The organism is Aminobacter sp. Y103A (assembly GCF_030294925.1).
Lineage (GTDB): Bacteria > Pseudomonadota > Alphaproteobacteria > Rhizobiales > Rhizobiaceae > Aminobacter > Aminobacter ciceronei.
Map to the genome: position 1 here is coordinate 2607572 of NZ_AP017986.1, position 21114 is coordinate 2628685.

The 21114-nt window shown below is 63.7% G+C and carries 23 protein-coding genes; 15 read left to right on the forward strand and 8 right to left on the reverse strand.

The genetic code is table 11. The features are described from left to right. Positions 1-62: 62 nt before the first annotated feature. Positions 63-1316 (reverse strand): tyrosine--tRNA ligase, encoded by a 1254-nt coding sequence (tyrS, locus tag Amn_RS12715; RefSeq protein WP_154385539.1) that lies wholly within the window; start codon positions 1314-1316, stop codon positions 63-65. Between the two features lie 159 nt (positions 1317-1475). Here tyrS and Amn_RS12720 point away from each other — a divergent pair, with 159 nt between their 5' ends. After that, positions 1476-2006 (forward strand): GNAT family N-acetyltransferase, encoded by a 531-nt coding sequence (locus tag Amn_RS12720; protein ID WP_154385538.1) that lies wholly within the window; start codon positions 1476-1478, stop codon positions 2004-2006. Positions 2007-2119: 113 nt separating this feature from the next. Continuing rightward, complete coding sequence (locus Amn_RS12725; RefSeq protein ID WP_154385537.1) at positions 2120-3478, forward strand: esterase-like activity of phytase family protein; 1359 nt, start codon at positions 2120-2122, stop codon at positions 3476-3478. A gap of 37 nt (positions 3479-3515) precedes the next feature. Here Amn_RS12725 and Amn_RS12730 read toward each other — a convergent pair whose 3' ends face one another. Genes Amn_RS12730 through Amn_RS12745 form a run of 4 tightly spaced genes read right to left on the reverse strand, consistent with a single transcriptional unit; the run spans position 3516 to position 5777 of the window. Then, positions 3516-3974 carry a GNAT family N-acetyltransferase gene (locus tag Amn_RS12730; protein ID WP_067962701.1) on the reverse strand — a complete coding sequence of 153 codons (459 nt, stop codon included), beginning with the start codon at positions 3972-3974 and terminating at the stop codon, positions 3516-3518. Between the two features lie 3 nt (positions 3975-3977). Continuing rightward, on the reverse strand, positions 3978-4415 hold the full coding sequence (locus Amn_RS12735; protein ID WP_286297489.1) for an acetyltransferase: 438 nt from the start codon (positions 4413-4415) through the stop codon (positions 3978-3980). A 22-nt stretch (positions 4416-4437) separates the two neighbouring features. Continuing rightward, positions 4438-5088, reverse strand: a complete 651-nt coding sequence (locus Amn_RS12740) for an FMN-binding negative transcriptional regulator (RefSeq protein ID WP_067962699.1) — start codon at positions 5086-5088, stop codon at positions 4438-4440. A gap of 14 nt (positions 5089-5102) precedes the next feature. Continuing rightward, the gene (locus Amn_RS12745) at positions 5103-5777 is read right to left on the reverse strand and encodes an alpha/beta hydrolase (protein ID WP_067962698.1); all 675 of its coding nucleotides are present in this window, start codon (positions 5775-5777) and stop codon (positions 5103-5105) included. Between the two features lie 218 nt (positions 5778-5995). On the opposite strand from Amn_RS12745, the gene Amn_RS12750 reads away from it, so the two are divergent. The 11 genes from Amn_RS12750 (at position 5996) to Amn_RS12800 (ending at position 14387) form a co-directional block, all read left to right on the forward strand. Next, a complete protein-coding gene (locus tag Amn_RS12750) occupies positions 5996-7159 on the forward strand; it encodes a cysteine desulfurase family protein (protein ID WP_067962695.1) in 1164 nt (387 codons plus the stop codon). Between the two features lie 170 nt (positions 7160-7329). Then, positions 7330-8859: a Fe-S cluster assembly protein SufB gene (gene sufB / locus Amn_RS12755; protein ID WP_067962692.1), complete on the forward strand. Its 1530-nt coding sequence runs from the start codon at positions 7330-7332 to the stop codon at positions 8857-8859. Then, on the forward strand, positions 8859-9020 hold the full coding sequence (locus Amn_RS12760; RefSeq protein ID WP_154385534.1) for a hypothetical protein: 162 nt from the start codon (positions 8859-8861) through the stop codon (positions 9018-9020). Before sufB ends, Amn_RS12760 begins: the two co-directional genes overlap by 1 nt. A gap of 74 nt (positions 9021-9094) precedes the next feature. Next, positions 9095-9850: a Fe-S cluster assembly ATPase SufC gene (sufC, locus tag Amn_RS12765; protein WP_154385533.1), complete on the forward strand. Its 756-nt coding sequence runs from the start codon at positions 9095-9097 to the stop codon at positions 9848-9850. A 10-nt stretch (positions 9851-9860) separates the two neighbouring features. Continuing rightward, positions 9861-11126, forward strand: a complete 1266-nt coding sequence (sufD, locus tag Amn_RS12770; RefSeq protein ID WP_154385532.1) for a Fe-S cluster assembly protein SufD — start codon at positions 9861-9863, stop codon at positions 11124-11126. Positions 11127-11193: 67 nt separating this feature from the next. After that, positions 11194-12435 carry a cysteine desulfurase gene (locus tag Amn_RS12775; RefSeq protein WP_067966665.1) on the forward strand — a complete coding sequence of 414 codons (1242 nt, stop codon included), beginning with the start codon at positions 11194-11196 and terminating at the stop codon, positions 12433-12435. Positions 12436-12440: 5 nt separating this feature from the next. Continuing rightward, positions 12441-12839, forward strand: coding sequence for an SUF system Fe-S cluster assembly protein (locus Amn_RS12780; RefSeq protein ID WP_067966668.1), 399 nt, complete (start codon positions 12441-12443; stop codon positions 12837-12839). Then, complete coding sequence (locus Amn_RS12785) at positions 12839-13243, forward strand: hypothetical protein (RefSeq protein WP_067962688.1); 405 nt, start codon at positions 12839-12841, stop codon at positions 13241-13243. Before Amn_RS12780 ends, Amn_RS12785 begins: the two co-directional genes overlap by 1 nt. Then, a complete protein-coding gene (locus Amn_RS12790) occupies positions 13240-13527 on the forward strand; it encodes a DUF7684 family protein (RefSeq protein WP_157097096.1) in 288 nt (95 codons plus the stop codon). The genes Amn_RS12785 and Amn_RS12790 overlap by 4 nt, the downstream gene beginning before the upstream one ends. A gap of 108 nt (positions 13528-13635) precedes the next feature. After that, positions 13636-14016, forward strand: coding sequence for a Fe-S cluster assembly scaffold SufA (gene sufA / locus Amn_RS12795; protein ID WP_067962685.1), 381 nt, complete (start codon positions 13636-13638; stop codon positions 14014-14016). Between the two features lie 56 nt (positions 14017-14072). Next, positions 14073-14387: a TfoX/Sxy family protein gene (locus Amn_RS12800; protein ID WP_067962681.1), complete on the forward strand. Its 315-nt coding sequence runs from the start codon at positions 14073-14075 to the stop codon at positions 14385-14387. A gap of 2 nt (positions 14388-14389) precedes the next feature. Here the strand turns inward: Amn_RS12800 and Amn_RS12805 are convergent, their stop codons facing one another. From Amn_RS12805 to Amn_RS12815, 3 genes are all read right to left on the reverse strand, one after another. Then, positions 14390-14689 (reverse strand): hypothetical protein, encoded by a 300-nt coding sequence (locus tag Amn_RS12805; protein ID WP_157097095.1) that lies wholly within the window; start codon positions 14687-14689, stop codon positions 14390-14392. Between the two features lie 214 nt (positions 14690-14903). Continuing rightward, on the reverse strand, positions 14904-15830 hold the full coding sequence (locus Amn_RS12810; RefSeq protein ID WP_067966659.1) for a pseudouridine-5'-phosphate glycosidase: 927 nt from the start codon (positions 15828-15830) through the stop codon (positions 14904-14906). A gap of 20 nt (positions 15831-15850) precedes the next feature. Next, on the reverse strand, positions 15851-16789 hold the full coding sequence (locus Amn_RS12815) for a carbohydrate kinase family protein (protein WP_286297506.1): 939 nt from the start codon (positions 16787-16789) through the stop codon (positions 15851-15853). A gap of 276 nt (positions 16790-17065) precedes the next feature. Between Amn_RS12815 and recA the strand changes: the two genes are divergently transcribed. Both recA and alaS read left to right on the forward strand, forming a co-directional pair. Continuing rightward, positions 17066-18154, forward strand: a complete 1089-nt coding sequence (gene recA, locus Amn_RS12820; RefSeq protein WP_067962672.1) for a recombinase RecA — start codon at positions 17066-17068, stop codon at positions 18152-18154. A 248-nt stretch (positions 18155-18402) separates the two neighbouring features. Beyond that, entirely contained in the window at positions 18403-21063 is a 2661-nt protein-coding gene (gene alaS / locus Amn_RS12825; protein WP_286297509.1) for an alanine--tRNA ligase, read from the forward strand. The last annotated feature ends 51 nt before the right edge of the window (positions 21064-21114 follow it).

Consider the following 21114-nt stretch of genomic DNA (forward strand, 5'->3'; position numbering starts at 1 on the left):
TGCCGGCCATCTCGGTTCCTGCGGGGGGCGTTACGCCGGGCGTTGATTACGCCAGGCGTTGATTACGCCGGGCGCACCAGAATGTGCTTCTTCTTGCCGAGCGACAGCTTGACCACGCCTTCCGGCGTCAGGTCGGCGGTCGTCACCGCGCGACGCTCGTCGCTGACCGACTGGTCGTTGATGCGCACAGCACCGCCCTGGACGTGACGGCGTGCTTCGCCGTTCGAAGCGGCCAACCCGGCGCGAACGACAAGCGACAGCAGCCCGATGCCGGCCTTCAGCTCGTCGCCTGGCACCTCGACCGTCGGCAGCGTATCGGCGAGCGCGCCTTCCTCGAAGGTCTTCCGCGCCGTCTCGGCCGACTGTTCGGCTGCCGCGCGGCCGTGCAGCATCGCGGTCACCTCGGTCGCCAGCACCTTCTTGGCGTCGTTGATCTCCGAGCCGCCAAGGGCTGCCAGGCGCGCGATCTCGTCGAGCGGCATCGCCGTGTATAGCTTCAGGAAGCGCTCGACATCGGCGTCCTCGGTGTTGCGCCAGTACTGCCAGAAATCATAAGGCGACAGCATGTCGGCATTGAGCCAGACGGCTCCGTTCATCGACTTGCCCATCTTGGCGCCGGACGAGGTCGTCAAGAGCGGCGAGGTCAGCGCGTAGAGCTGCGGCGTACCGAGGCGGTGGCCCAGGTCGATGCCGTTGACGATGTTGCCCCACTGGTCGGAGCCGCCCATCTGCAGGCGCAGGCCGTAGCGCTTGTTGAGCTCGACGAAGTCGTAAGCCTGCAGGATCATGTAGTTGAATTCGAGGAACGACAGCGACTGCTCGCGGTCGAGGCGCTGCTTGACGGAATCGAAGCTCAGCATGCGGTTGACCGAGAAATGCTGGCCGACATCGCGCAGGAATTCGAGATAGTTGAGCGGCAGCAGCCACTCGGCGTTGTTGACCATCATCGCATCGCGCGGACCGTCGCCGAAGGTCAGGTAGTTCGAAAACACCTGCTTGATGCCGTCGATGTTGGACTGGATCAATTCGGGCGTCATCAGCTTGCGCGCCTCGTCCTTGAAGGACGGGTCGCCGACCATGCCGGTGCCGCCGCCCATCAGCGGCACGGGGCGATGGCCGGTCTTCTGCATCCAGTACAGCATCATGATCTGGATCAGGCCGCCGGCATGCAGGCTCGACGCCGTCGGATCGAAGCCGATATAGGCCGACACGGTTTCCTTGCGGAACAGATCGTCGAGGCCGGCGTCATCCGAGGTCTGGTGGATGAAGCCGCGCTCGGAAAGGGTGCGCAGGAAATCGGACTTGAAGGCGGACATGGTTTCTCTCTCGGCGGACGATTGGTACGGCAGATCCGGCTTTGGATCGGCGACGCCAGCGCTTTAGCATCTGAAGTGCCAGAATCACAAGGATTGCCAACCGTCAGCGGCGTCCCTTGTGGTGCCGGAAACGACTGCGGTGCATGGATGGACGCCAACATGACGGATGAAACGGTTCTCGAGACACCACGGCTGTTGCTCCGGACGTGGCGCGACACCGACCTGGACGATCTCGTCTGGCTGCATTCGCAGGTGCAGGCGTCGCGCTATCTGTCGATCACCGGCCAGCCCTGGACACGCGACGAGGCTGCCGGCCGCATGAGGGGCTGGGCCGAGGAATACCGGCTGCACGGCATCACCAAACTCAAGCTGCAGCGGCGCGAGGACGCGCGCTTCGTCGGTCGCGCCGGTTTCTCCATGTTCGCCGCTACCGGCCAGTTCGAACTCGGTTATGCCATTGCCCCGCAATTCTGGGGCAATGGCTACGCCACCGAGATAGCCGCAGCCCTGGCCAACTTCTTCTTCGACCGCAGGATAGGCGATCACTTCATCGCCTTTGCCCATGTCGACAACGCGACGTCGCTGAACGTGCTGGAAAAGATCGGCATGCGCTTCCAGCACACCGGACCGATGAACGGGCTTGAGGCCCACGTCTACACCATGAGCAGCACCGACCCGCGGAAGCGCTAGGCGGTCCTGCCGCCAGCGTCAGGGGACTTCATCAAAGTTTCACCGAGGCGTCACCTGCCCGACATGGCCCGGACCTAGCTGGAGGGCGTTCCTTCAACCAATCGGGGTCCAACATGCGACGCTCTCTCTATCTGGCTGCGGCTGTTCTCGCGCTTACCACCGCCTCCGCCTTCGCGGAGGAGACGGAATTCAAGGCAACGCTTGCCGGTCACGCCATCCTGCCGGCGAACACGATCATTGCTTCACCCGAAAACGCGCCGGAGCACCTGCGCAGCTCGGGCAAGTTCACCACGCCCGACCGCAAGCGCGCCGAAGGCCTCGGCACTGTGCCGGGCAAGGACGGCGTGCGCCCGACCGGCTTGTCGCTGCCTTTCGACGGCCAGCCCGTCCAGGGCTTCTCCGGCATCAAGGCCGTCGGCGACGGCACGTTCTGGTCGCTGTCGGACAACGGCTTCGGCAACAAGCTGAACTCCACCGACGCTGCTCTGATGCTGCACCACGTCTCATTCGATTGGGACAAGGGCACGATGAACCGCATCAAGACCCTGTTCCTGACCGATCCCGACCGCAAGGCGCCGTTCCCGATCGTGCTCGAAGGCTCCGACACCCGCTTCCTCACCGGTGGTGATTTCGACGTCGAATCGATCCAGCCGGTCGCTGATGGCTTCTGGGTCGGCGAGGAGTTCGGCCCGTATCTGCTGAAGTTCGATCTCGACGGCAAGCTGACCGACGTCATCGACACCGTTGCCGAAGGCGAGCCCGTCCGTTCGCCCGACCATCCGACGCTGACCCTGCCGGGCAATCCGGTCGCCAAGAATCCGGTCTTCAACCTCAAGCGTTCGGGTGGTTATGAAGGCCTTGCCATGTCCAAGGACGGCTCCAGGCTTTTCGGCATGCTCGAAGGGCCGCGCTACATGGCCGACGGCGAAGTCGAGAAGGTCGACGGCAAGACGGCGCTGCGCGTCATCGAGTTCGATGCCGCCAAGAAGGAATGGACCGGCCGTAGCTGGCTCTATCCGCTGGCCGACGGCGGCGAGGCGATCGGCGATTTCAACATGATCAGCGCCACCGACGCACTCGTCATCGAGCGCGACAACGGCGCCGGCACCGCCGACAAGGCCTGCGCAGACGCCAACGCCCCTAAGCCCGACTGCTTCGCTCGCGCGGCCAAGGTCAAGCGCATCTACAAGATCGAGATGACTGACGACAATGTCGGCAAGGCCGTGCGCAAGGTCGGCTACATCGACCTCATGAAGATTGCCGACCCCGACAACAAGAAGCGCCAGGGCGGCGGCGAGGGCTTTTATGATATGCCCTTCGTCACCATCGAGAATGTCGATCTCGTCGACGAGAGCCACATCGTCGTCGGCAACGACAACAACCTGCCGTTCTCGGCCGGCCGCTCGCTCGACAAGGCTGACGACAACGAATTCGTCCTGCTTGAAGTTGGCGACTTCCTGAAGGCCAAGTAAGGCAACATCCGGGCCGCCTTGGCGGCCCGGATTCATTCTATGAGATTCCGACCCCAAGTGGCTTTCGGTACAACAGGAATCCGTCGTCCGGCTTCTCGGCCTGACGGACAAAGCCGCAGCTTTCGACGCAGGCGATGGAGGCGAGATTGTCGTTTTCGATTTGGCCGTCGATATGGGTGTAACGGCCGCTGACATGCGCGACCAAGGCCGCCAGCACACGTTTGCCAAGCCCTCGGCCGCGTTGGCTGGGGTCGAGCACGATCAGCAGGCTGATGCCGCCGTCGTCCTGCTCGTCATATTGCAACACGGCAAGCGGAGTGTCGCTCGCACCATGCGTGGCCACGACAAGATGGGCCGGACTTGCCGGATCCGTGACATAGGCGAACCAGTCCGTGCCGGGGAAGTCGACGCGCCGTGCCACCTCGGCATCATCGAACCACGCCACATAAGCTGCTAGCTCGTAGCTGCGAAACGGCCGGAAGCTGATCCCGTTCATGCCTCAGGACGCCTGCGCCAGGTGCAGCAGAGGAAATGGCTTTCCCTGGCCGTCGCGTTCGGAGCGCCCGACCTGCCTGAAGCCGCATTTCAGATAGAAGGCGACGCCACCCGGGTTCTGCTCGTTCACGTCGACCGCAAGCGGCCCCTTCAGCCGGCCGACATGCTCGATCAGCGCCTTGCCGATGCCTTTGCCATGCTGGCTGGTGCTGACGAACAGCATTTCGACCTTTGGGCCGTCCAGGCCGATGAAGCCGACGGGCTTGCCATCGCTGTCCTCCGCCACCAGCATCTCGACGGCGGGCAGATAGTCGTCGCGGACGAGCGGACGGAAGAACTGAATGTCGTCTTCGCCGAGGAAGTGATGTGTGGCACGCACGGCATCCTCCCAGATGGCGACGAGCACGGCATTGTCGGCCGCGACGCGGGGACGGATGTTCATGAGAGGCTCCAGGTCGAAAGGGCTATTCGCCCGCGAGCCCGCCATACTGGCGGACCAGTTGCGCCATGCCGCCGGCCGGCTTCTGCTCGGCCTCTATGCCTTCAGCGACGCCGATGCGGTCGCCGACGGGCCGGTTCTGGCTGACCTTCCATTTGCCGTCGATGGCGGTGATGTCGATTTCGAGCCCGATGATGCCCTTCAGTTGGGCTGCGATGTAGGCATCAGGCGCGTCGGAGACCTGCCAGGGCTCGGTCCGCCCGGCTTCCTGGCTGGCGGTGAGCGCGGCGATCTGCCCGGCAAGCCAGTCCTTGTCGTCGATGACACGCGCCATGCCGCGCACCTGCACGGTCGCATAGTTCCAGGTCGGAACGACCTTGCCGGTTTCGCGCTTGGTTTCGTACCAGGATGGGGTGACGTATGCGTCCTCGCCCTGGAACACCACCAGCACCGGCATGTCAGGCGTTTCAGCCAACAACTGCCATTGCGGGTTGGCGCGGGCGAGATGCGCTCGCAGCCGTCCATTCGGGCCGATGTCGGCGTCGAGCAGAAATGGCAGCGGATTTGCCACCGGGCCTTCCGATCCGTTGCAGATCAGAAGGCCGAGCGGATGGTTGCGGATCAGCGCATGCAAAACGTCCAGCCTGGTCTCGCGAAACAGCGGCGGCTGGTACATGCGCGGAACTCCTCTTAGCGCAGGCGCTTCGGACGCGGGTCCGAAAGCTCGCCGGCGAGACGGCGGTCGAGATACTCGGCGCACTCGTCGATCACCAGTTCCGGGTCGTTGCCGAAGAAGTGGTTGGCGCCGGGGAGCGTCTTCTGGGTGATGGTGATGCCCTTCTGCGTGTGCAGCTTGTCGACAAGGCCCTGCACGTCCTTCGGCGGCGCCACCTTGTCGGCGTCGCCATGGATGATCAGGCCCGACGATGGGCAGGGTGCCAGGAACGAGAAATCATAGGTGTTGGGCTGCGGCGCCACCGAGATGAAACCTTCGATCTCCGGGCGGCGCATCAGAAGCTGCATGCCGATCCAGGCGCCGAAAGAATAACCGGCGACCCAGCAGCTCTTCGAGTCAGGATGCAGCGACTGCACCCAATCGAGTGCGGCAGCCGCATCCGACAGTTCGCCGGTGCCGTGGTCGAATTCGCCCTGGCTGCGGCCGATGCCGCGGAAGTTGAAGCGCAGCGTGGTGAAATCGCGCTTCTGGAACATGTAGAAGAGGTCGTACACGATCTTGTTGTTCATCGTGCCGCCAAACTGCGGGTGCGGATGCAGTATGATGGCAATCGGCGCGTTCTTTTCCTTGGACGGCTGATAGCGACCTTCCAGGCGACCCGCCGGACCGGTAAAAATGACCTCTGGCATAAACTACTCCACTTGACGCAAGGCCGATGAAACAATCCTGTGCCCAGCCTTGACGCGAGGGACGCGTCTTCTTAGAAGCTAGTTTAGAACTGTTCAAAACTGGGTGGCGAAACCGCCCATTTGGCAAAGCGGGTAGATAGGACGGCTGGCCTTGGAATTTCAAGGAAATTGCGCGTCCTCCCATCCGAACATGATTTGACAGGGCAAAAACCAGGAAAATGGCCGGACCGCGCGCCTATCTCGACTACAATGCCAGTGCGCCGCTGTTGCCCGCAGCGCGTGCGGCCGTGGTCGCGGCGCTCGAAGTCGGGGCCAACCCGTCGTCGGTTCACAGCGAGGGCAGGGCCGCCCGCAAGATCATCGAGGATGCCAGGCGCGATGTCGCCGCCCTCGTTGGCGCCAGGCCTGAACATGTCGTCTTTACCTCCGGTGCCACCGAAGCCGCGACAACGCTTTTGTCGCCCGACTGGCGCATGGGGCGCGGCGCAGTGCGCATGTCGCGTCTCTATGTCACCGAGGCCGATCATCCTTGCGTCCTGAATGGCGGCCGTTTCCCGGCGGAGCGGCTCACGCGACTTGGCGTGGATGGCGACGGCATCGTCGACCTCGTTGGCCTGGAAGCCGCACTCGCCGCCCACGACAAGTCGGAAGGCCTGCCACTGGTGGCGATCCACGCCGCCAACAACGAGACCGGCGTCATTCAGCCCATCCGCGCCATTGCTGAACTGGTGAAGGTGGCTGGCGGGGTGCTGGTGCTCGACGCCGTCCAGGCTGCGGGCCGCATTCCTCTCGATATGTCAGAGGGTTATGCCGACTATCTGATTCTTTCCTCGCACAAGATCGGCGGCCCCAAGGGTGCCGGCGCGATCGTCGCCCAAGCCGATCTGATGATGCCGGCACCTCTGGTGACGGGCGGCGGTCAGGAAAAGGGCCATCGCGGCGGCACCGAGAACCTGCCAGCGATATCTGGATTTGGCGCTGCCGCGCGCACCGCTCTGGACGGGCTGGCCGGGATCGGCGAGGTCCGGGCCCTGCGTGATCGCCTCGAAGAGACGGTTCTGCGGCTTGTTTCCGATGCGGAAATCTTCGGAAAGGCAGTCGAACGGCTTGCCAACACGACATTCTTCGCTATTCCGGGCGTCAAGGCTGAGACGGCACAGATCGCCTTCGATCTCGCAGGCGTTGCGCTCTCGGCAGGTTCCGCGTGCTCGTCGGGCAAGGTCGGCCCCAGCCATGTGCTGAAGGCGATGGGCTTTGCCGACAATCTGGGTGCGCTGCGCGTGTCGATTGGCCGGCAGACGTCCGAGGCGGACGTGGAGAAATTCGAAACGGCCCTGGCGGCGCTTCTTTCGCGCCGCACGGACCGTACCAAGGCCGCCTGATCGGCGGAAATTTGGCCCAACGGCCAGTGAACGGGTGTGTCAGGGACGCCAAAGGCATCCTTCCGGGTGAATTCCGGGCAAAAACACACTATATGGAACTTACGCCGCTCCAGCGGTGCCATAGTTTGAAAACTGTCGGGCCTTGACCCCGGCGTGGATGGAGAACGCTTATGCCTGCTGTGCAGGAAACGATCGAGCAGGTCCGCAAGATCGACGTCGACCAATACAAATACGGCTTCGAATCGTTCATCGAGATGGACAAGGCCCCCAAGGGCCTGAGCGAAGACATTGTCCGCTTCATCTCGGCCAAGAAGGGCGAACCGGAATGGATGCTCGAATGGCGCCTCGGTGCCTATCGCCGCTGGCTGACGCTTGAAGAGCCGAACTGGGCGCGCGTCGACTATCCCAAGATCGACTTCCAGGACATCTACTTCTATGCCGCTCCCAAGAGCACGCCCGGACCGACCTCGCTGGACGAAGTCGATCCCGAGATTCTGAAGGTCTACGAAAAGCTCGGCATTCCGCTCCGCGAGCAGGAAATCCTCGCCGGCGTGCAGAAGCAAGCGGCCCCGGTCGACGAACTGGCGGATGAAGAGGCTGGCGACAACGTCTACAAATCGGGCCGCGTCGCCGTCGACGCCGTGTTCGATTCGGTTTCCGTCGTCACCACCTTCAAGGACGAGTTGGCCAAGGCCGGCGTCATCTTCTGCTCGATCTCGGAAGCCATCCGCGAGCACCCGGAACTGGTGAAGAAGTATCTCGGTTCGGTCGTTCCGACCTCCGACAACTATTATGCGACGCTGAATTCGGCCGTCTTCACCGACGGATCGTTTGTGTTCGTGCCCAAGGGCGTGCGTTGCCCGATGGAGCTGTCGACCTATTTTCGCATCAACGAGAAGAACACCGGCCAGTTCGAGCGCACGCTGATCATTGCCGAGGAAGGGGCTTATGTCTCCTATCTCGAGGGCTGCACCGCACCCCAGCGCGACGAGAACCAGCTTCACGCCGCCGTGGTCGAACTGGTTGCGCTCGACGATGCCGAGATCAAATATTCGACCGTGCAGAACTGGTACCCGGGCGACGCCCAGGGCAAGGGCGGCATCTACAACTTCGTCACCAAGCGCGGCGACTGCCGTGGCGACCGTTCGAAGATCTCGTGGACCCAGGTCGAAACCGGTTCGGCCATCACCTGGAAGTACCCGTCCTGCATCCTGCGCGGCGATGACTCCCGCGGCGAGTTCTATTCGATCGCGGTGTCGAACGGCTACCAGCAGGTCGACAGCGGCACCAAGATGATTCATCTCGGCAAGAACACGTCGAGCCGCATCATCTCCAAGGGCATTGCCGCCGGTTTCTCGCAGAATACCTATCGCGGCCAGGTTTCGGCCCACCGCAAGGCGACCAACGCGCGCAACTTCACCCAGTGCGACAGCTTGCTGATCGGCAATCAGTGCGGCGCGCATACCGTGCCCTATATCGAGGCGAAGAACTCGTCGGCGCAGTTCGAGCACGAAGCGACCACCTCGAAGATTTCCGACGACCAGAAGTTCTACGTCATGCAGCGCGGCATTCCCGAGGAGGAGGCCATCGCGCTGATCGTCAACGGCTTCGTCAAGGAAGTCATCCAGGAACTGCCGATGGAATTCGCCGTCGAGGCGCAGAAGCTCATCGGCATCAGCTTGGAAGGAAGCGTCGGCTGATGGATCCGGTGTCGACGGTCTTCTACGCAGTTGTTTGCGGCGGGCTCGCCGCAATGGCACCGTCGTTCCAGTCGCGCGCCGCGCGGCTGGTCGTAGGCACCGTCACCGGCATCATCGCTGCAACTCTCTTGCCGTTGCTGCGGCGCGCATTCGGAATCTGACCGGCGCGCCGGCAACGTCTTTGACAGGAATTGCGCCGCCCGCCCGGCGCCTGAAGTGAAGAAAGCTGAACGAAATGCTTGAGATCAAGAACCTGCATGCCCGTATCGCCGACAGCGGCATCGAGATCATCCGCGGCCTGAACCTGACGGTGAAGGCAGGCGAAGTCGCAGCCATAATGGGCCCCAATGGCTCGGGCAAGTCGACACTGTCCTACATCCTCGCCGGCCGCGAGGACTATGAGGTGACCGAGGGCGAGATCCTCTACAACGGCGAGTCGATCCTGGAGATGGACCCGGCCGAGCGCGCCGCCAAGGGCATCTTCCTGGCCTTCCAGTATCCGATGGAGATACCGGGCGTTGCCACGATGGAGTTCCTCAAGGTGGCGATGAACTCGCAGCGCAAGGCGCGTGGCGAAGAGCCGCTGAAGATCCCGGACTTTCTCAAGCGCGTGAAGGAAGCCGCTGCCTCGCTCGACATGGACATCAACATGCTCAAGCGTCCGGTCAATGTCGGCTTCTCCGGCGGTGAGAAGAAGCGCGCCGAGATTCTGCAGATGAAGTTGCTCGAGCCGCAGCTCTGCGTGCTCGACGAGACCGACTCCGGGCTCGACATCGATGCGCTGAAGATCGTCTCCGACGGCGTCAACGCACTGCGTTCGCCCGACCGCGCGGTGGTCGTCATAACCCACTACCAGCGCCTGCTCGACCACATCGTTCCCGATACCGTCCATGTGCTCTACAAGGGCCAGGTCATCAAGTCGGGCGACAAGTCGCTGGCGCTCGAACTCGAAGAGAACGGCTACGCCGGGATCATCGAAGAGGCGGCTTGAGGTGTCGACCATGAACATGCGTGCTGAAATCCAGCGCACCCCCGCGGAGGCGGCGCTTGTCGACGCCTTCGGCGAGCGGCTGTCGCTGCTTCCCGGCGATGGCGCCATTATGGTCAAGCGCGACGACGCCATCGAGCAGGTCAAGGCCGGCCTGCCGACGCGCCGCGTCGAATCCTGGCACTACACCGATCTGCGCCGCCTTCTGGCTACCGTTCCCGCCTTCGACGCCAGCGTCAAGGCCAAGTCGGTCGCCCCGCTGATCGAAGGTTCGACCGTGCTGTCGCTTGCCAATGGCGTGTCGCAGGCGGTGTCGAGCATCGAGGGCGTTACCCTCCAGCGTCTTGCCGACAAGCTCACCGACGGCAGCTATGCCGCGGCGCTCGTCACCTACGGTACCGATGACGCCATCGGCGCCATCAACACCGCCTTTGTCGCTGACGGCTATTTCGTCGACATCGAAGCAGGCGTCCAGCTGGACAAGCCGGTCGAACTGCAGAACCTCCAGGCCGGCGGCCAGAGCCATGTGCGTCTACCGGTGCGTGTCGGTGCCGGCGCCAAGGCGACCATCGTCGAGCGCCAGACGGGCGAGGGCGCTGGCCTCGTCAGCTCCGTCAGCCAGCTTCTGGTCGGCGACGATGCCGAGGTGCTGTGGCTGATCGTCCAGGACCAGCCGGAGACGGCGACCCATCTCGCCCAGTTCAAGGCCGAACTCGGCAAGAACGCCAAGCTGACCCTGTTCGTGATGAATGCCGGCGGCAAGCTCGTCCGCCAGGAGGTCATCGTCAAGGCGTCAGGTGAAGGCGCCGACTTCAAGCTGCGCGGCGTCAACCTGCTCGCCGGCGACAGCCATGTCGACGTCACCATGGTGCTCGACCACGCCGTGCCGCACACCTCCTCGACCGAAGTGGTGCGCAATGTCGTCACCGGCCGCGCCAAGGGCGTGTTCCAGGGCCGTATCAACGTGCACCAGATCGCCCAGAAGACCGACGCCCGCATGGCCTGCAACACGCTGTTGTTGTCCGACGACGGCGAGTTTTCGACCAAGCCGGAGCTGGAGATCTTCGCCGACGACGTCGCCTGCGGTCATGGCGCCACCGTCACCGAGATCGACCACAACCATCTGTTCTATCTGATGGCGCGCGGCATCGACGAGAAGTCGGCCCGGGGCCTGCTGATCCGCGCCTTCCTGGCCGAGGTCATCGAGGAACTCGAGGACGAAAGCGTCGTCGATCCGCTGGAAGAGCTGCTGAGCAACTGGTTTGCGACGCATGGCTGAGGCCTGATCCTTCTCCCCTTGCCAGGGGAGAAGGTCCGGCACAGCTGATGACGGCAAGGGCATGAAGATGGACAACAAAGTCGAAGCCAGCACCTATGACGTAGAGGCGATCCGCCGGGACTTCCCGATCCTGTCGCGCGAAGTCTATGGCAAGCCGCTCGTCTATCTCGACAATGGTGCTTCGGCCCAGAAACCGCAGGTCGTCATCGACGCCATCACCCACGCCTATTCCAACGAATACGCCAACGTCCATCGCGGCCTGCATTTCCTCTCCAATGCCGCGACCGATGCCTATGAGAAGGCGCGCGAGAGCGTTCGCCGCTACCTCAACGCGCCCAATGTCGACCAGATCGTCTTCACCTCCAACGCCACCTCGGCGATCAACACCGTTGCCTATGGCTACGGCATGCCCAATATCGGTGAGGGCGACGAGATCGTGCTGTCGATCATGGAGCACCACTCCAACATCGTGCCCTGGCATTTCATCAGGGAACGCCAGGGCGCCAAGCTGGTTTGGGTGCCGGTCGACGACCTCGGCGCGTTCCATGTCGAGGAATTCGAGAAGCGCCTGACCGACCGGACCAAGCTGGTTGCGATCACCCATATGTCGAACGCGCTCGGCACGGTGACGCCGATCAAGGAGATCTGCCGCATCGCGCATGCGCGCGGCATCCCGGTTCTTGTCGACGGCAGCCAGAGTGCCGTCCACATGCCGATCGACGTGCAGGATCTCGACTGCGACTTCTTCGTCATGACTGGCCACAAGCTCTACGGCCCCTCTGGCATTGGCGTGCTCTACGGCAAGCGCGAGCTGCTCGAGCGCATGCGCCCGTTCCATGGCGGCGGCGAAATGATCGTCGAAGTGACCGAGGACATAGTTACCTACAACGAGCCGCCGCATCGCTTCGAGGCCGGCACGCCGCCGATCGTCCAGGCGATCGGCCTCGGTGCCGCGCTCGACTACATCGGCGGCATCGGCCGCGAGCGCATCGCAGCACACGAGGCGATGCTGCGCGATTACGCCCATGAGCGGCTGCGCTCGATCAACTCGCTGCGCATCTTCGGCGACGCGCCCGGCAAGGGCGCCATCGTTTCCTTCGAGCTGCAGGGCATCCACGCCCATGACGTGTCGATGGTCATCGACCGCCAGGGCGTTGCCGTGCGCGCCGGCACCCACTGCGCCCAGCCGCTGTTGAAACGCTTCGGCGTCACCTCCACATGCAGGGCATCCTTTGGCATGTACAACACCAAGGCCGAGATCGACGTCCTGGCCGAGGCGCTTGAAAAAGCACGGAAATTCTTCGGATGAGCACCATGGAAGACGTTATCGCAGCGACCACCGACGGGACCGCTCCCGAAACCGGCGGCAACGGCGTCGTGTCGGCCTCGGCCATTCCGGCGGACGAACTGGCGCGGCTGACCGACGACATCGTCTCGGCGCTGAAGACGGTCTATGACCCCGAAATCCCTGCCGACATCTACGAACTCGGCCTCGTCTACAAGATCGACATCGAGGACGACCGCACCGTCAAGATCGACATGACGCTGACCGCTCCGGGCTGCCCGGTGGCAGGCGAAATGCCCGGCTGGGTGCAGAACGCCGTCGGCGCCGTCGAGGGCGTGTCGGGCGTCGAGGTCAATATGACCTTCGATCCGCCATGGACGCCCGACCGCATGTCGGAGGAAGCCCAGGTCGCGGTGGGCTGGTATTGATGAGCGAGTTGGCAGCCGCGAACGGCGTGTTCGTCGGCTGCTATGTTCGTGTCTTGTCGCTGCCTGCTGACGGAATCCGCTATGGCTCTGACGAGGAAGCCTTTCGGAAAACTGCGATCGGTCGCATATGTCGAATCGTGGAGCCGTACGAAGGTACGTCGGACGATGGGCTTCGCATCCGTACGGGAGAGTTTCGCGCTCACTACGCCATTCTGTCTCGCCACGGGATAGAGGGGTACTCGCTCTATCTGGGCGCAGGCGACGTGCAAGTCGTCGCTCCGACCGAGGAGATGCTGCTCCTGTACAGCGATGACATTTGGCAGCTCGTCGCTCCACACGGCGAAACGCAAGACACGCATACTTACGACAAGCTGGTCGCCGCTTTCGGATTGGTGGACCTGTGACCTATGCCCGCAAGATCGTCTTGCAGCTGCCGGTCAGCCGACCACAGGCAATTGGGCCCTTTGTGGAGCAGTGCTTGCGAGACGGCGTCTCCCTCATCGCGGTCGTGGGAGAGAATGCAAAAGACGTAGAAGATCAGATCGACGCACTCGTTGTCGGCGATGGTTCAGATTCAAGTCGTTTCGTTGTGACCACGGCGCATCAGGGCGAAGCGGTAGAGGATGTGTTGGAGTTCGCATCACATTTTGGAACCGACGCCGATAAGGTGCAGCTTGTCAGAATCTAGCCGAACAACTGGAAATTGGATGCCTTGCATCACGCGAGACATTTCACCATCTTAAGGAAGAATCATCCGGCAGGCCTTGAACCTGCAAGGAATGGAGCAGGAAGAAACATGGGACGCTTCGCCGTCATCTCAATGACCGACCGGGCCGCCGACCGCGTGCGCGAGATCATGGCCACCCGTGAGAATGCCAAGGGCATCCGCCTCGGCATCAAGAAGGGCGGCTGCGCCGGCATGGAATATACGGTCGACCTAGTGACCGAGCCGAACCCCAAGGACGACCACATCGAGCGCGACGGCGCCCATGTCTATGTCGCTCCTGAAGCCGCGCTCTTCCTGTTCGGCACGCAGATGGACTTCGAGGTGACCACCCTGCGCACCGGCTTCACCTTCAACAATCCGAACCAGAGCTCGGCCTGCGGCTGCGGTGAGTCGGTCGAGCTGAAGCCCGCCGACCTGAAGGCGCTCGCCGAAGCGCGCGCGCAGGCCTGATCCGGGAGGTCTGCCGCCAATCCGAGAGGGCTGCGCCCAATCCGAGAGGTTTGCCAATGAGCGACGAAGCCATCCGCGAGACCTTCTCCGGCCTTGGCGATGTCACCATCCGCAAGATGTTCGGCGGCAAGGGCATCTATCACGACGGCCTGATCGTCGGCGTAGAGGTGCGTGGCGAAATCCTGCTCAAGGCCGATGCGGTGAGCGCGCCCGATTTCGAGGCGGCGGGGGCAACGCGCTGGACCGATGCCGGCGGGCGACCGGTCAATATGCCCTATTGGACAATCCCCGAAAGCGCCATCGACGATCCTGATGAAATGACCGTGTGGGCGCGCAAGGCGTTCGAGGCGGCACTGCGCAGCAAGAAATAACTTCACATCTCGCCGGGCGGCACGAAGAAGCAGTTCTCGTGCTCTTCGGTCGGATGCAGGCAGATGTGATAGTTGCCGTCGCTCGAGGGGATTTCCGAGCCATAGGGTACGAAATAGCGGTTATGGTGCGTCACCTTGCGGTGATCGCCGGGTTCCAGCACGATCGACCAGCCGCCGCCATTCTCCTTGACTGACTTCTCGGGAATGGCCTGGCACTCGCCATGTTCGATGTCGCCATGGCAGCAGGCCGGCGGATAGTTCCAGCCTGAAGCCGCCCGATGCGCCGAAGCCGGGGCGGTCATGACAGACAATGCCAGCAACGCAAACGCTACGGCAGCGCAGCAGCGCGCGAATGCCTGCATGCTGAGAAGTCGGCAACGCCCGCCACTGTCGGACATCACGCAAACCCCGATGATGCCGCCGGGCAATCCCGGACGGCAGGCTGGCCGCGCCGCATCTTAAGCCTGCTTGTTCGGAATGTATATTATGAAGCGCTAATATTGGCGTGGATGCGGTTCACGCCTTGGCCAGCGCGATCGCCACCTTGGCCGCCAGCCGCGCATTGTTCTCGACCAAGGCGACGTTGGTCTTCAAGCTGGCGCCGTTGGTCAGTTCGAGAATCTTGGCCAGCAGGAACGGCGTCACCGCCTTGCCCGAGATGTTTTGCGCCTCGGCCGCCTTCTGGGCCGCTTCGATGTAGCCGGCCATCGTTTCAGTCGGGATCTCGTCGCTCTCCGGCACCGGGTTGGCGACCAAAAGGCCGCCGTCGAGGCCGAGTGCTGCGCGCGTCGCATGCAGGCGGGCGATCTTGTCAGCTGTGTCGAGGCGCAGCGGTGCCGCATAGGGCGACTTGCGCGACCAGAAGGCCGGCACGATGTCGGAGCCGTAGGCGACAACAGGCACGCCGCGCGTCTCCAGCACTTCCAACGTCTTTTCGATGTCGAGGATCGCCTTGGCGCCGGCCGAGACCACGATGACAGGCGTGCGCGCCAGCTCGTCGAGGTCGGCCGAGATGTCAAAGCTCTTCTCGGCGCCCTTGTGCACGCCGCCGATGCCGCCGGTCGCGAACACCTTGATGCCGGCGAGATGGGCCGCGATCATCGTCGCCGCCACGGTCGTGCCGCCGGTGCGGCCTTCGGCAACCGCATAGGCGATGTCGGCGCGCGACAGCTTCATTGCGCCGCCGGTCATGGCCAGCGATTCGCGCTCGCCGTCCGACAGGCCGATCTTGATGCGGCCGCCGATGACGGCGATCGTTGCGGGCACCGCACCTTCGTCCGAGATGATCTTCTCGACATTGGCCGCCATAGCCGAATTGTCGGGATAGGGCATGCCGTGGGTGATGATGGTGCTTTCGAGCGCGACAACCGGCTTGCCGGCGGCAAGAGCTGCGGCGACGGGCGCGTGGATGTCGATGAAGGGGCGGGCGGTTTCAGGCGTCATGTTGGTCTCCTTGGTCCGCGTCATGCCATTTCCCGGGCTTGCGGCACAAGGGCCAGCGCCGCGTCAAAGTCTGCCTGGGCGAGATCGGGCACCGCCGAGGCACTCTCTATGGCCAGCACGGCTGCAGCAATGCCCTCGCGCAGCGCCCGCTCGAGCGGCAGGCCGCGCAGAAGCGCCACCGTCGTTGCCCCCGCCAGCGCGTCGCCGGCGCCGGTCACGTCGACGATCCAGCGTGGGGCAGGCGGTGTGATCTCGATCAGGCCGGCGGCGTCATAGGCAAAGACCGAGCTGCCGCCTGCCGTGACGACGCCGCGCATGAGCCCCGTGGCGCGCAGGCCGCGGGCGAAGGCGTCGGGCGTGGAATCGGCAGCGACATCAGCCAGCACCGCCGCCTCGCGCCGGTTCATGTAGAGGCAGGAGAGCTTGCCGAGGATCGGCGCCAGCCGCACCGCCTTGGCGGGCGAAATCGCAATGGCAAACAGCGGCTTGTCGGCAATCTCGCCGAGCCTGGCCAGCGCTGCTTCGGGCAGGTTGGCGTCGCACAGCACGGCATCCGTGCCGGCGACCGCCTCACGCGTCTTGGCGCGCCTGAGCTGCTTGGCGAAGGCAAGTTCGTAGAGGCTCATGTCTGCCAGTGCCGCGACCACGTCGCCGTCGCGGTCGAGCAGGGCGGTGTAGCTCGGCGTCGCCCGGTCGAGGAAGATGGCCGACAGGTCCTCGATGCCGTTGGCCGCGATCTCCGACGCCACGGCGTCGCCGGCCGCGTCGCCGCCGCGCACCGACATCAAGGCGCCGGTCGCCCCGCGACGCACTGCACCCCGCAACGCATTGAAAGCGCCGCCGCCAACCTCCTCGCTCATCGAGCCGGGGATCGAGGCGCCCGCCACGAACGGTGCCGTCATGCGGCCGCGCCGGTCGACATGTGCGCCTCCGATGGCAAGGATCTTGGGTGACGTCATGATGCAGGTGTCCGGCAGAGGTTTCGGGCGTGGAACTTAGTGTCTGGCGAGGCGGGCGGCAACCGAATCGCGGCGCGGGCGGATTTTCACGGCGGCGTGTCGCGCCATATGCGACATCGCATCACGTGCAGCTTTAAAACAAAAAAAGAACACGCATGTGATTAAACATAAATATCAGTAAGTTGACTGCTCTTGCCAAATGAGAACAAAACAGATACAAAATTATATCGGTACCGGATCTGCCGGCCTTCATTGACGACCACGGGGTGATGTATCATGGCTCAGAATTCATTGCGGCTTGTAGAGGATAATTCGGTGGACAAATCCAAGGCTCTGGACGCGGCGCTGTCGCAGATCGAACGCGCCTTCGGCAAGGGCTCGATCATGCGCCTGGGCGCCAATGAGCAGGTTGTCGAGATCGGAACGGTCTCCACCGGCTCGCTCGGCCTCGACATCGCTCTTGGCGTCGGCGGCCTGCCGCGCGGACGCATCATCGAAATCTACGGGCCGGAAAGCTCGGGCAAGACGACGCTCGCTTTGCACACCGTGGCCGAAGCCCAGAAGAAGGGCGGCATCTGCGCCTTCGTCGACGCCGAACACGCGCTCGACCCGGTCTATGCCCGCAAGCTCGGTGTCGATCTCGAGAACCTGCTGATCTCGCAGCCCGACACGGGCGAGCAGGCGCTGGAGATCTGCGATACGCTGGTGCGTTCCGGCGCCATCGACGTGCTGGTCGTCGACTCGGTTGCAGCGCTGACGCCGCGCGCCGAGATCGAGGGTGAAATGGGCGAGTCGCTGCCCGGCCTGCAGGCCCGCCTGATGAGCCAGGCGCTGCGCAAGCTGACGGCCTCGATCTCGCGCTCCAACACCATGGTCATCTTCATCAACCAGATCCGCATGAAGATCGGCGTCATGTACGGCTCGCCGGAGACCACCACCGGCGGCAACGCGCTCAAGTTCTATGCTTCGGTCCGCCTCGACATCCGCCGCATCGGCTCGGTCAAGGACCGCGACGAGGTCGTCGGCAACCAGACCCGCGTCAAGGTGGTCAAGAACAAGCTGGCCCCGCCCTTCAAGCAGGTCGAGTTTGACATCATGTATGGCGAAGGCGTGTCCAAGACCGGCGAGCTCGTCGATCTCGGCGTCAAGGCCGGCGTGGTTGAGAAGTCGGGTGCCTGGTTCTCCTACAATTCGCAGCGGCTCGGCCAGGGACGCGAGAACGCCAAGCTGTTCCTGCGCAACAATCCCGACGCGGCGCGTGAGATCGAACAGCTGCTCAGGCAGAATGCCGGACTGATCGCCGAGAAGTTCCTTGAGAACGGCTCGCGCGAGGAAGACGACGGCGACGAAGCTGGCGCGATGTAGGCGCATTCGGGGCCGGTCCGGCGAACGCTGGACCAGTCCCAAGACAGACGATCTGAGCGACCGCCGGCCATTGTGCCGGCGGTTTGCGTTTGTGAAGACGGCTTCGCTGATCGGGCGGCGGAATTGCGGGCTATTGCCGGTCCGGTGTTTCTGGACAGGGTTAAGGTGGGCGGCTAAAAGGCCAGTTCCAATTTCCGCCTGCAAAGGGCGGGGTGCATCTGTTCAGGGCGGCGATCAAAGGCGGCAATATGAGTGGCGTGAACGAGATCAGGTCGACATTTCTCGACTACTTCAAGAAGAACGGACACGAGGTCGTAGCCTCCAGTCCGCTCGTCCCGCGCAATGACCCGACCTTGATGTTCACCAATGCCGGCATGGTGCAGTTCAAGAATGTCTTCACCGGGCTCGAGACGCGCTCCTATTCGCGCGCCGCAACCGCGCAGAAGAGCGTGCGCGCCGGCGGCAAGCACAACGACCTCGACAATGTCGGCTACACCGCGCGCCATCTCACCTTCTTCGAGATGCTCGGCAACTTCTCCTTTGGCGACTATTTCAAGGAGCAGGCGATCGAGCTTGCCTGGAACCTGATCACCAAGGAGTACGGGCTCAAGAAGGACAAGCTGCTCGTCACCGTCTATCACACCGACGACGAGGCGGCCGACCACTGGAAGAAGATCGCCGGCTTCACCGACGACCGCATCATTCGCATCGCCACCTCGGACAATTTCTGGGCGATGGGCGATACCGGCCCGTGCGGCCCGTGCTCGGAAATCTTCATCGACCGCGGCGAGCACATCTGGGGCGGCCCTCCCGGCAGCCCCGAGGAGGATGGCGACCGCTTCCTCGAATTCTGGAACCTCGTCTTCATGCAATATGAGCAGGTGACGAAGGAAGAGCGCATCTCGCTGCCGCGCCCGTCCATCGACACCGGCATGGGCCTCGAGCGCATGGCCTCGATCCTGCAGGGCGTCGAGACCGTGTTCGAGACAGACCTGTTCCGCACCTTGATCGATGCCGCGTCCTCGGCGATCGGCCGTGGCCCGGATGACAGCAATGTCGCCTCCTACCGCGTCATGGCCGATCACCTGCGTTCGTCCTGCTTCCTCGTCGCCGATGGCGTGCTGCCCTCGAATGAGGGCCGTGGCTATGTGCTGCGCCGCATCATGCGCCGCGCCATGCGTCATGCGCAGCTTCTCGGCGCGCAGGAGCCGATGATGTGGAAACTGGTGCCCGCACTCATCCGCGAGATGGGGCAGGCCTATCCCGAGCTCGTCCGTGGCGAAGCACTCATCACCGAGACGCTCAAGCTCGAAGAGACCCGCTTCCGCAAGACGCTCGCCCGCGGCCTGGGCCTGCTGGCGGACGCCACCGAGACGCTGGGCTCGGGCGACATGCTCGACGGCGAAACCGCCTTCAAGCTTTACGACACCTACGGCTTCCCGCTCGACCTGACGCAGGACGCATTGCGCCAGCGCAGCATTTCGGTGGATCTCGCCGGCTTCACCGATGCGATGGAGCGGCAGAAGGCCGAGGCGCGCGCCAACTGGGCGGGCTCCGGCGAGGCTGCGACCGAGGTCGTCTGGTTCTCCGTCCGCGAAAAGACCGGCGCCACCGAATTCCTCGGCTATGAGACCGAGCAGGCCGAAGGCGTGATCCTGTCGCTGCTCAAGGACGGCGCCGTTGTCGATGCCGTGAACGAGGGCGACATCGTCGCCATCGTCGTCAACCAGACGCCGTTCTACGGCGAGTCGGGCGGCCAGATGGGCGACACCGGCACCATTTCAGGCGAAGGCTTCGCCGTCGAGGTGACCGACACCCAGAAGAAGGCCGACGGCCTGTTCGTTCATTACGGCAAGGTCACCAAGGGCAAGCTCAAGACGGGCGCTGCCGTCGAGCTCAAGGTCGACCACAACAGGCGGACGCGTTTGCGGTCGAACCACTCGGCAACCCACTTGATCCACGAGGCGCTGCGCGAGGTGCTCGGCACTCATGTCGCGCAGAAGGGCTCGCTGGTTGCGCCTGAGCGCCTGCGCTTCGACATCTCGCACAACAAGCCGATCTCGGCCGAGGAGCTCGAGGAAGTCGAGCGCATGTCGAACGAGATCGTGGTCCAGAACAGCCCCGTCACCACGCGCCTGATGAGCGTCGACGATGCCATTGCCGAGGGCGCGATGGCGCTGTTCGGCGAAAAATATGGCGACGAGGTTCGGGTCGTCTCGATGGGCACCGGCCTGCATGGTGCCAAGGCCAACCGTCCCTATTCGGTCGAGCTGTGCGGCGGCACCCATGTCCGCTCCACCGGCGACATCGGCCTGGTGCGCATCGTCTCCGACAGCGCCGTCGCTGCCGGCGTGCGTCGCATCGAGGCGCTGACCGGCGAGGCGGCGCGTCGTCACCTCGACGAGCAGGACCGCCGCCTGAAGACGGTCGCAGCAGCACTGAAGGTGTCGCCCGCCGACGTGCTGTCGCGTGTCGAAGCCCTGGTCGATGAACGCAAGAAGCTTGAACGCGAGCTGACCGAAGCGCGCAAGCGGCTCGCCATGGGTGGCGGGCAGGGCGGTTCCGCCGATGCGGTGCGCGAGATATCTGGCGTGAAGTATCTCGGCAAAGTTGTGTCAGGCGTCGACCCCAAGGACCTCAAGGGCTTGGCCGACGAAAGCAAGGCCGGCCTCGGTTCGGGCGTGGTGACGCTGATCGGCGTGTCGGAAGATGGCAAGGCCAGCGCTGTCGTGGCTGTCACGGCCGATCTCGTCGACCGCCTCAGTGCCGTCGACCTGGTTCGCGTCGCATCCGCAGCCCTTGGCGGCAAGGGCGGCGGCGGCCGTCCGGACATGGCCCAGGCCGGTGGCCCCGACGCCACCAAGGCCGACGAGGCTGTCGAGGCTGTCGCCCAGGCAATGGCCGGCTGATCCTGGATCAGGCTTAGGAATCGACAGGGCGGGAGCTTCGGCACCCGCCCT

Coding starts and splice junctions, on each gene's coding strand:
- Amn_RS12810 (WP_067966659.1), bottom strand. CDS start 15,830: ATGACGCCTGAAACCGCCCGCCCCTTCATCGACATCCACGCGCCCGTC.
- sufC (WP_154385533.1), top strand. CDS start 9,095: ATGCTTGAGATCAAGAACCTGCATGCCCGTATCGCCGACAGCGGCATC.
- recA (WP_067962672.1), top strand. CDS start 17,066: ATGGCTCAGAATTCATTGCGGCTTGTAGAGGATAATTCGGTGGACAAA.
- sufD (WP_154385532.1), top strand. CDS start 9,861: ATGAACATGCGTGCTGAAATCCAGCGCACCCCCGCGGAGGCGGCGCTT.
- Amn_RS12745 (WP_067962698.1), bottom strand. CDS start 5,777: ATGCCAGAGGTCATTTTTACCGGTCCGGCGGGTCGCCTGGAAGGTCGC.
- Amn_RS12730 (WP_067962701.1), bottom strand. CDS start 3,974: ATGAACGGGATCAGCTTCCGGCCGTTTCGCAGCTACGAGCTAGCAGCT.
- Amn_RS12750 (WP_067962695.1), top strand. CDS start 5,996: ATGGCCGGACCGCGCGCCTATCTCGACTACAATGCCAGTGCGCCGCTG.
- Amn_RS12805 (WP_157097095.1), bottom strand. CDS start 14,689: ATGACCGCCCCGGCTTCGGCGCATCGGGCGGCTTCAGGCTGGAACTAT.
- Amn_RS12800 (WP_067962681.1), top strand. CDS start 14,073: ATGAGCGACGAAGCCATCCGCGAGACCTTCTCCGGCCTTGGCGATGTC.
- Amn_RS12760 (WP_154385534.1), top strand. CDS start 8,859: ATGGATCCGGTGTCGACGGTCTTCTACGCAGTTGTTTGCGGCGGGCTC.
- tyrS (WP_154385539.1), bottom strand. CDS start 1,316: ATGTCCGCCTTCAAGTCCGATTTCCTGCGCACCCTTTCCGAGCGCGGC.
- Amn_RS12815 (WP_286297506.1), bottom strand. CDS start 16,789: ATGACGTCACCCAAGATCCTTGCCATCGGAGGCGCACATGTCGACCGG.
- sufA (WP_067962685.1), top strand. CDS start 13,636: ATGGGACGCTTCGCCGTCATCTCAATGACCGACCGGGCCGCCGACCGC.
- Amn_RS12735 (WP_286297489.1), bottom strand. CDS start 4,415: ATGAACATCCGTCCCCGCGTCGCGGCCGACAATGCCGTGCTCGTCGCC.
- Amn_RS12775 (WP_067966665.1), top strand. CDS start 11,194: ATGGACAACAAAGTCGAAGCCAGCACCTATGACGTAGAGGCGATCCGC.
- Amn_RS12720 (WP_154385538.1), top strand. CDS start 1,476: ATGACGGATGAAACGGTTCTCGAGACACCACGGCTGTTGCTCCGGACG.
- sufB (WP_067962692.1), top strand. CDS start 7,330: ATGCCTGCTGTGCAGGAAACGATCGAGCAGGTCCGCAAGATCGACGTC.
- alaS (WP_286297509.1), top strand. CDS start 18,403: ATGAGTGGCGTGAACGAGATCAGGTCGACATTTCTCGACTACTTCAAG.
- Amn_RS12785 (WP_067962688.1), top strand. CDS start 12,839: ATGAGCGAGTTGGCAGCCGCGAACGGCGTGTTCGTCGGCTGCTATGTT.
- Amn_RS12740 (WP_067962699.1), bottom strand. CDS start 5,088: ATGTACCAGCCGCCGCTGTTTCGCGAGACCAGGCTGGACGTTTTGCAT.
- Amn_RS12780 (WP_067966668.1), top strand. CDS start 12,441: ATGGAAGACGTTATCGCAGCGACCACCGACGGGACCGCTCCCGAAACC.
- Amn_RS12725 (WP_154385537.1), top strand. CDS start 2,120: ATGCGACGCTCTCTCTATCTGGCTGCGGCTGTTCTCGCGCTTACCACC.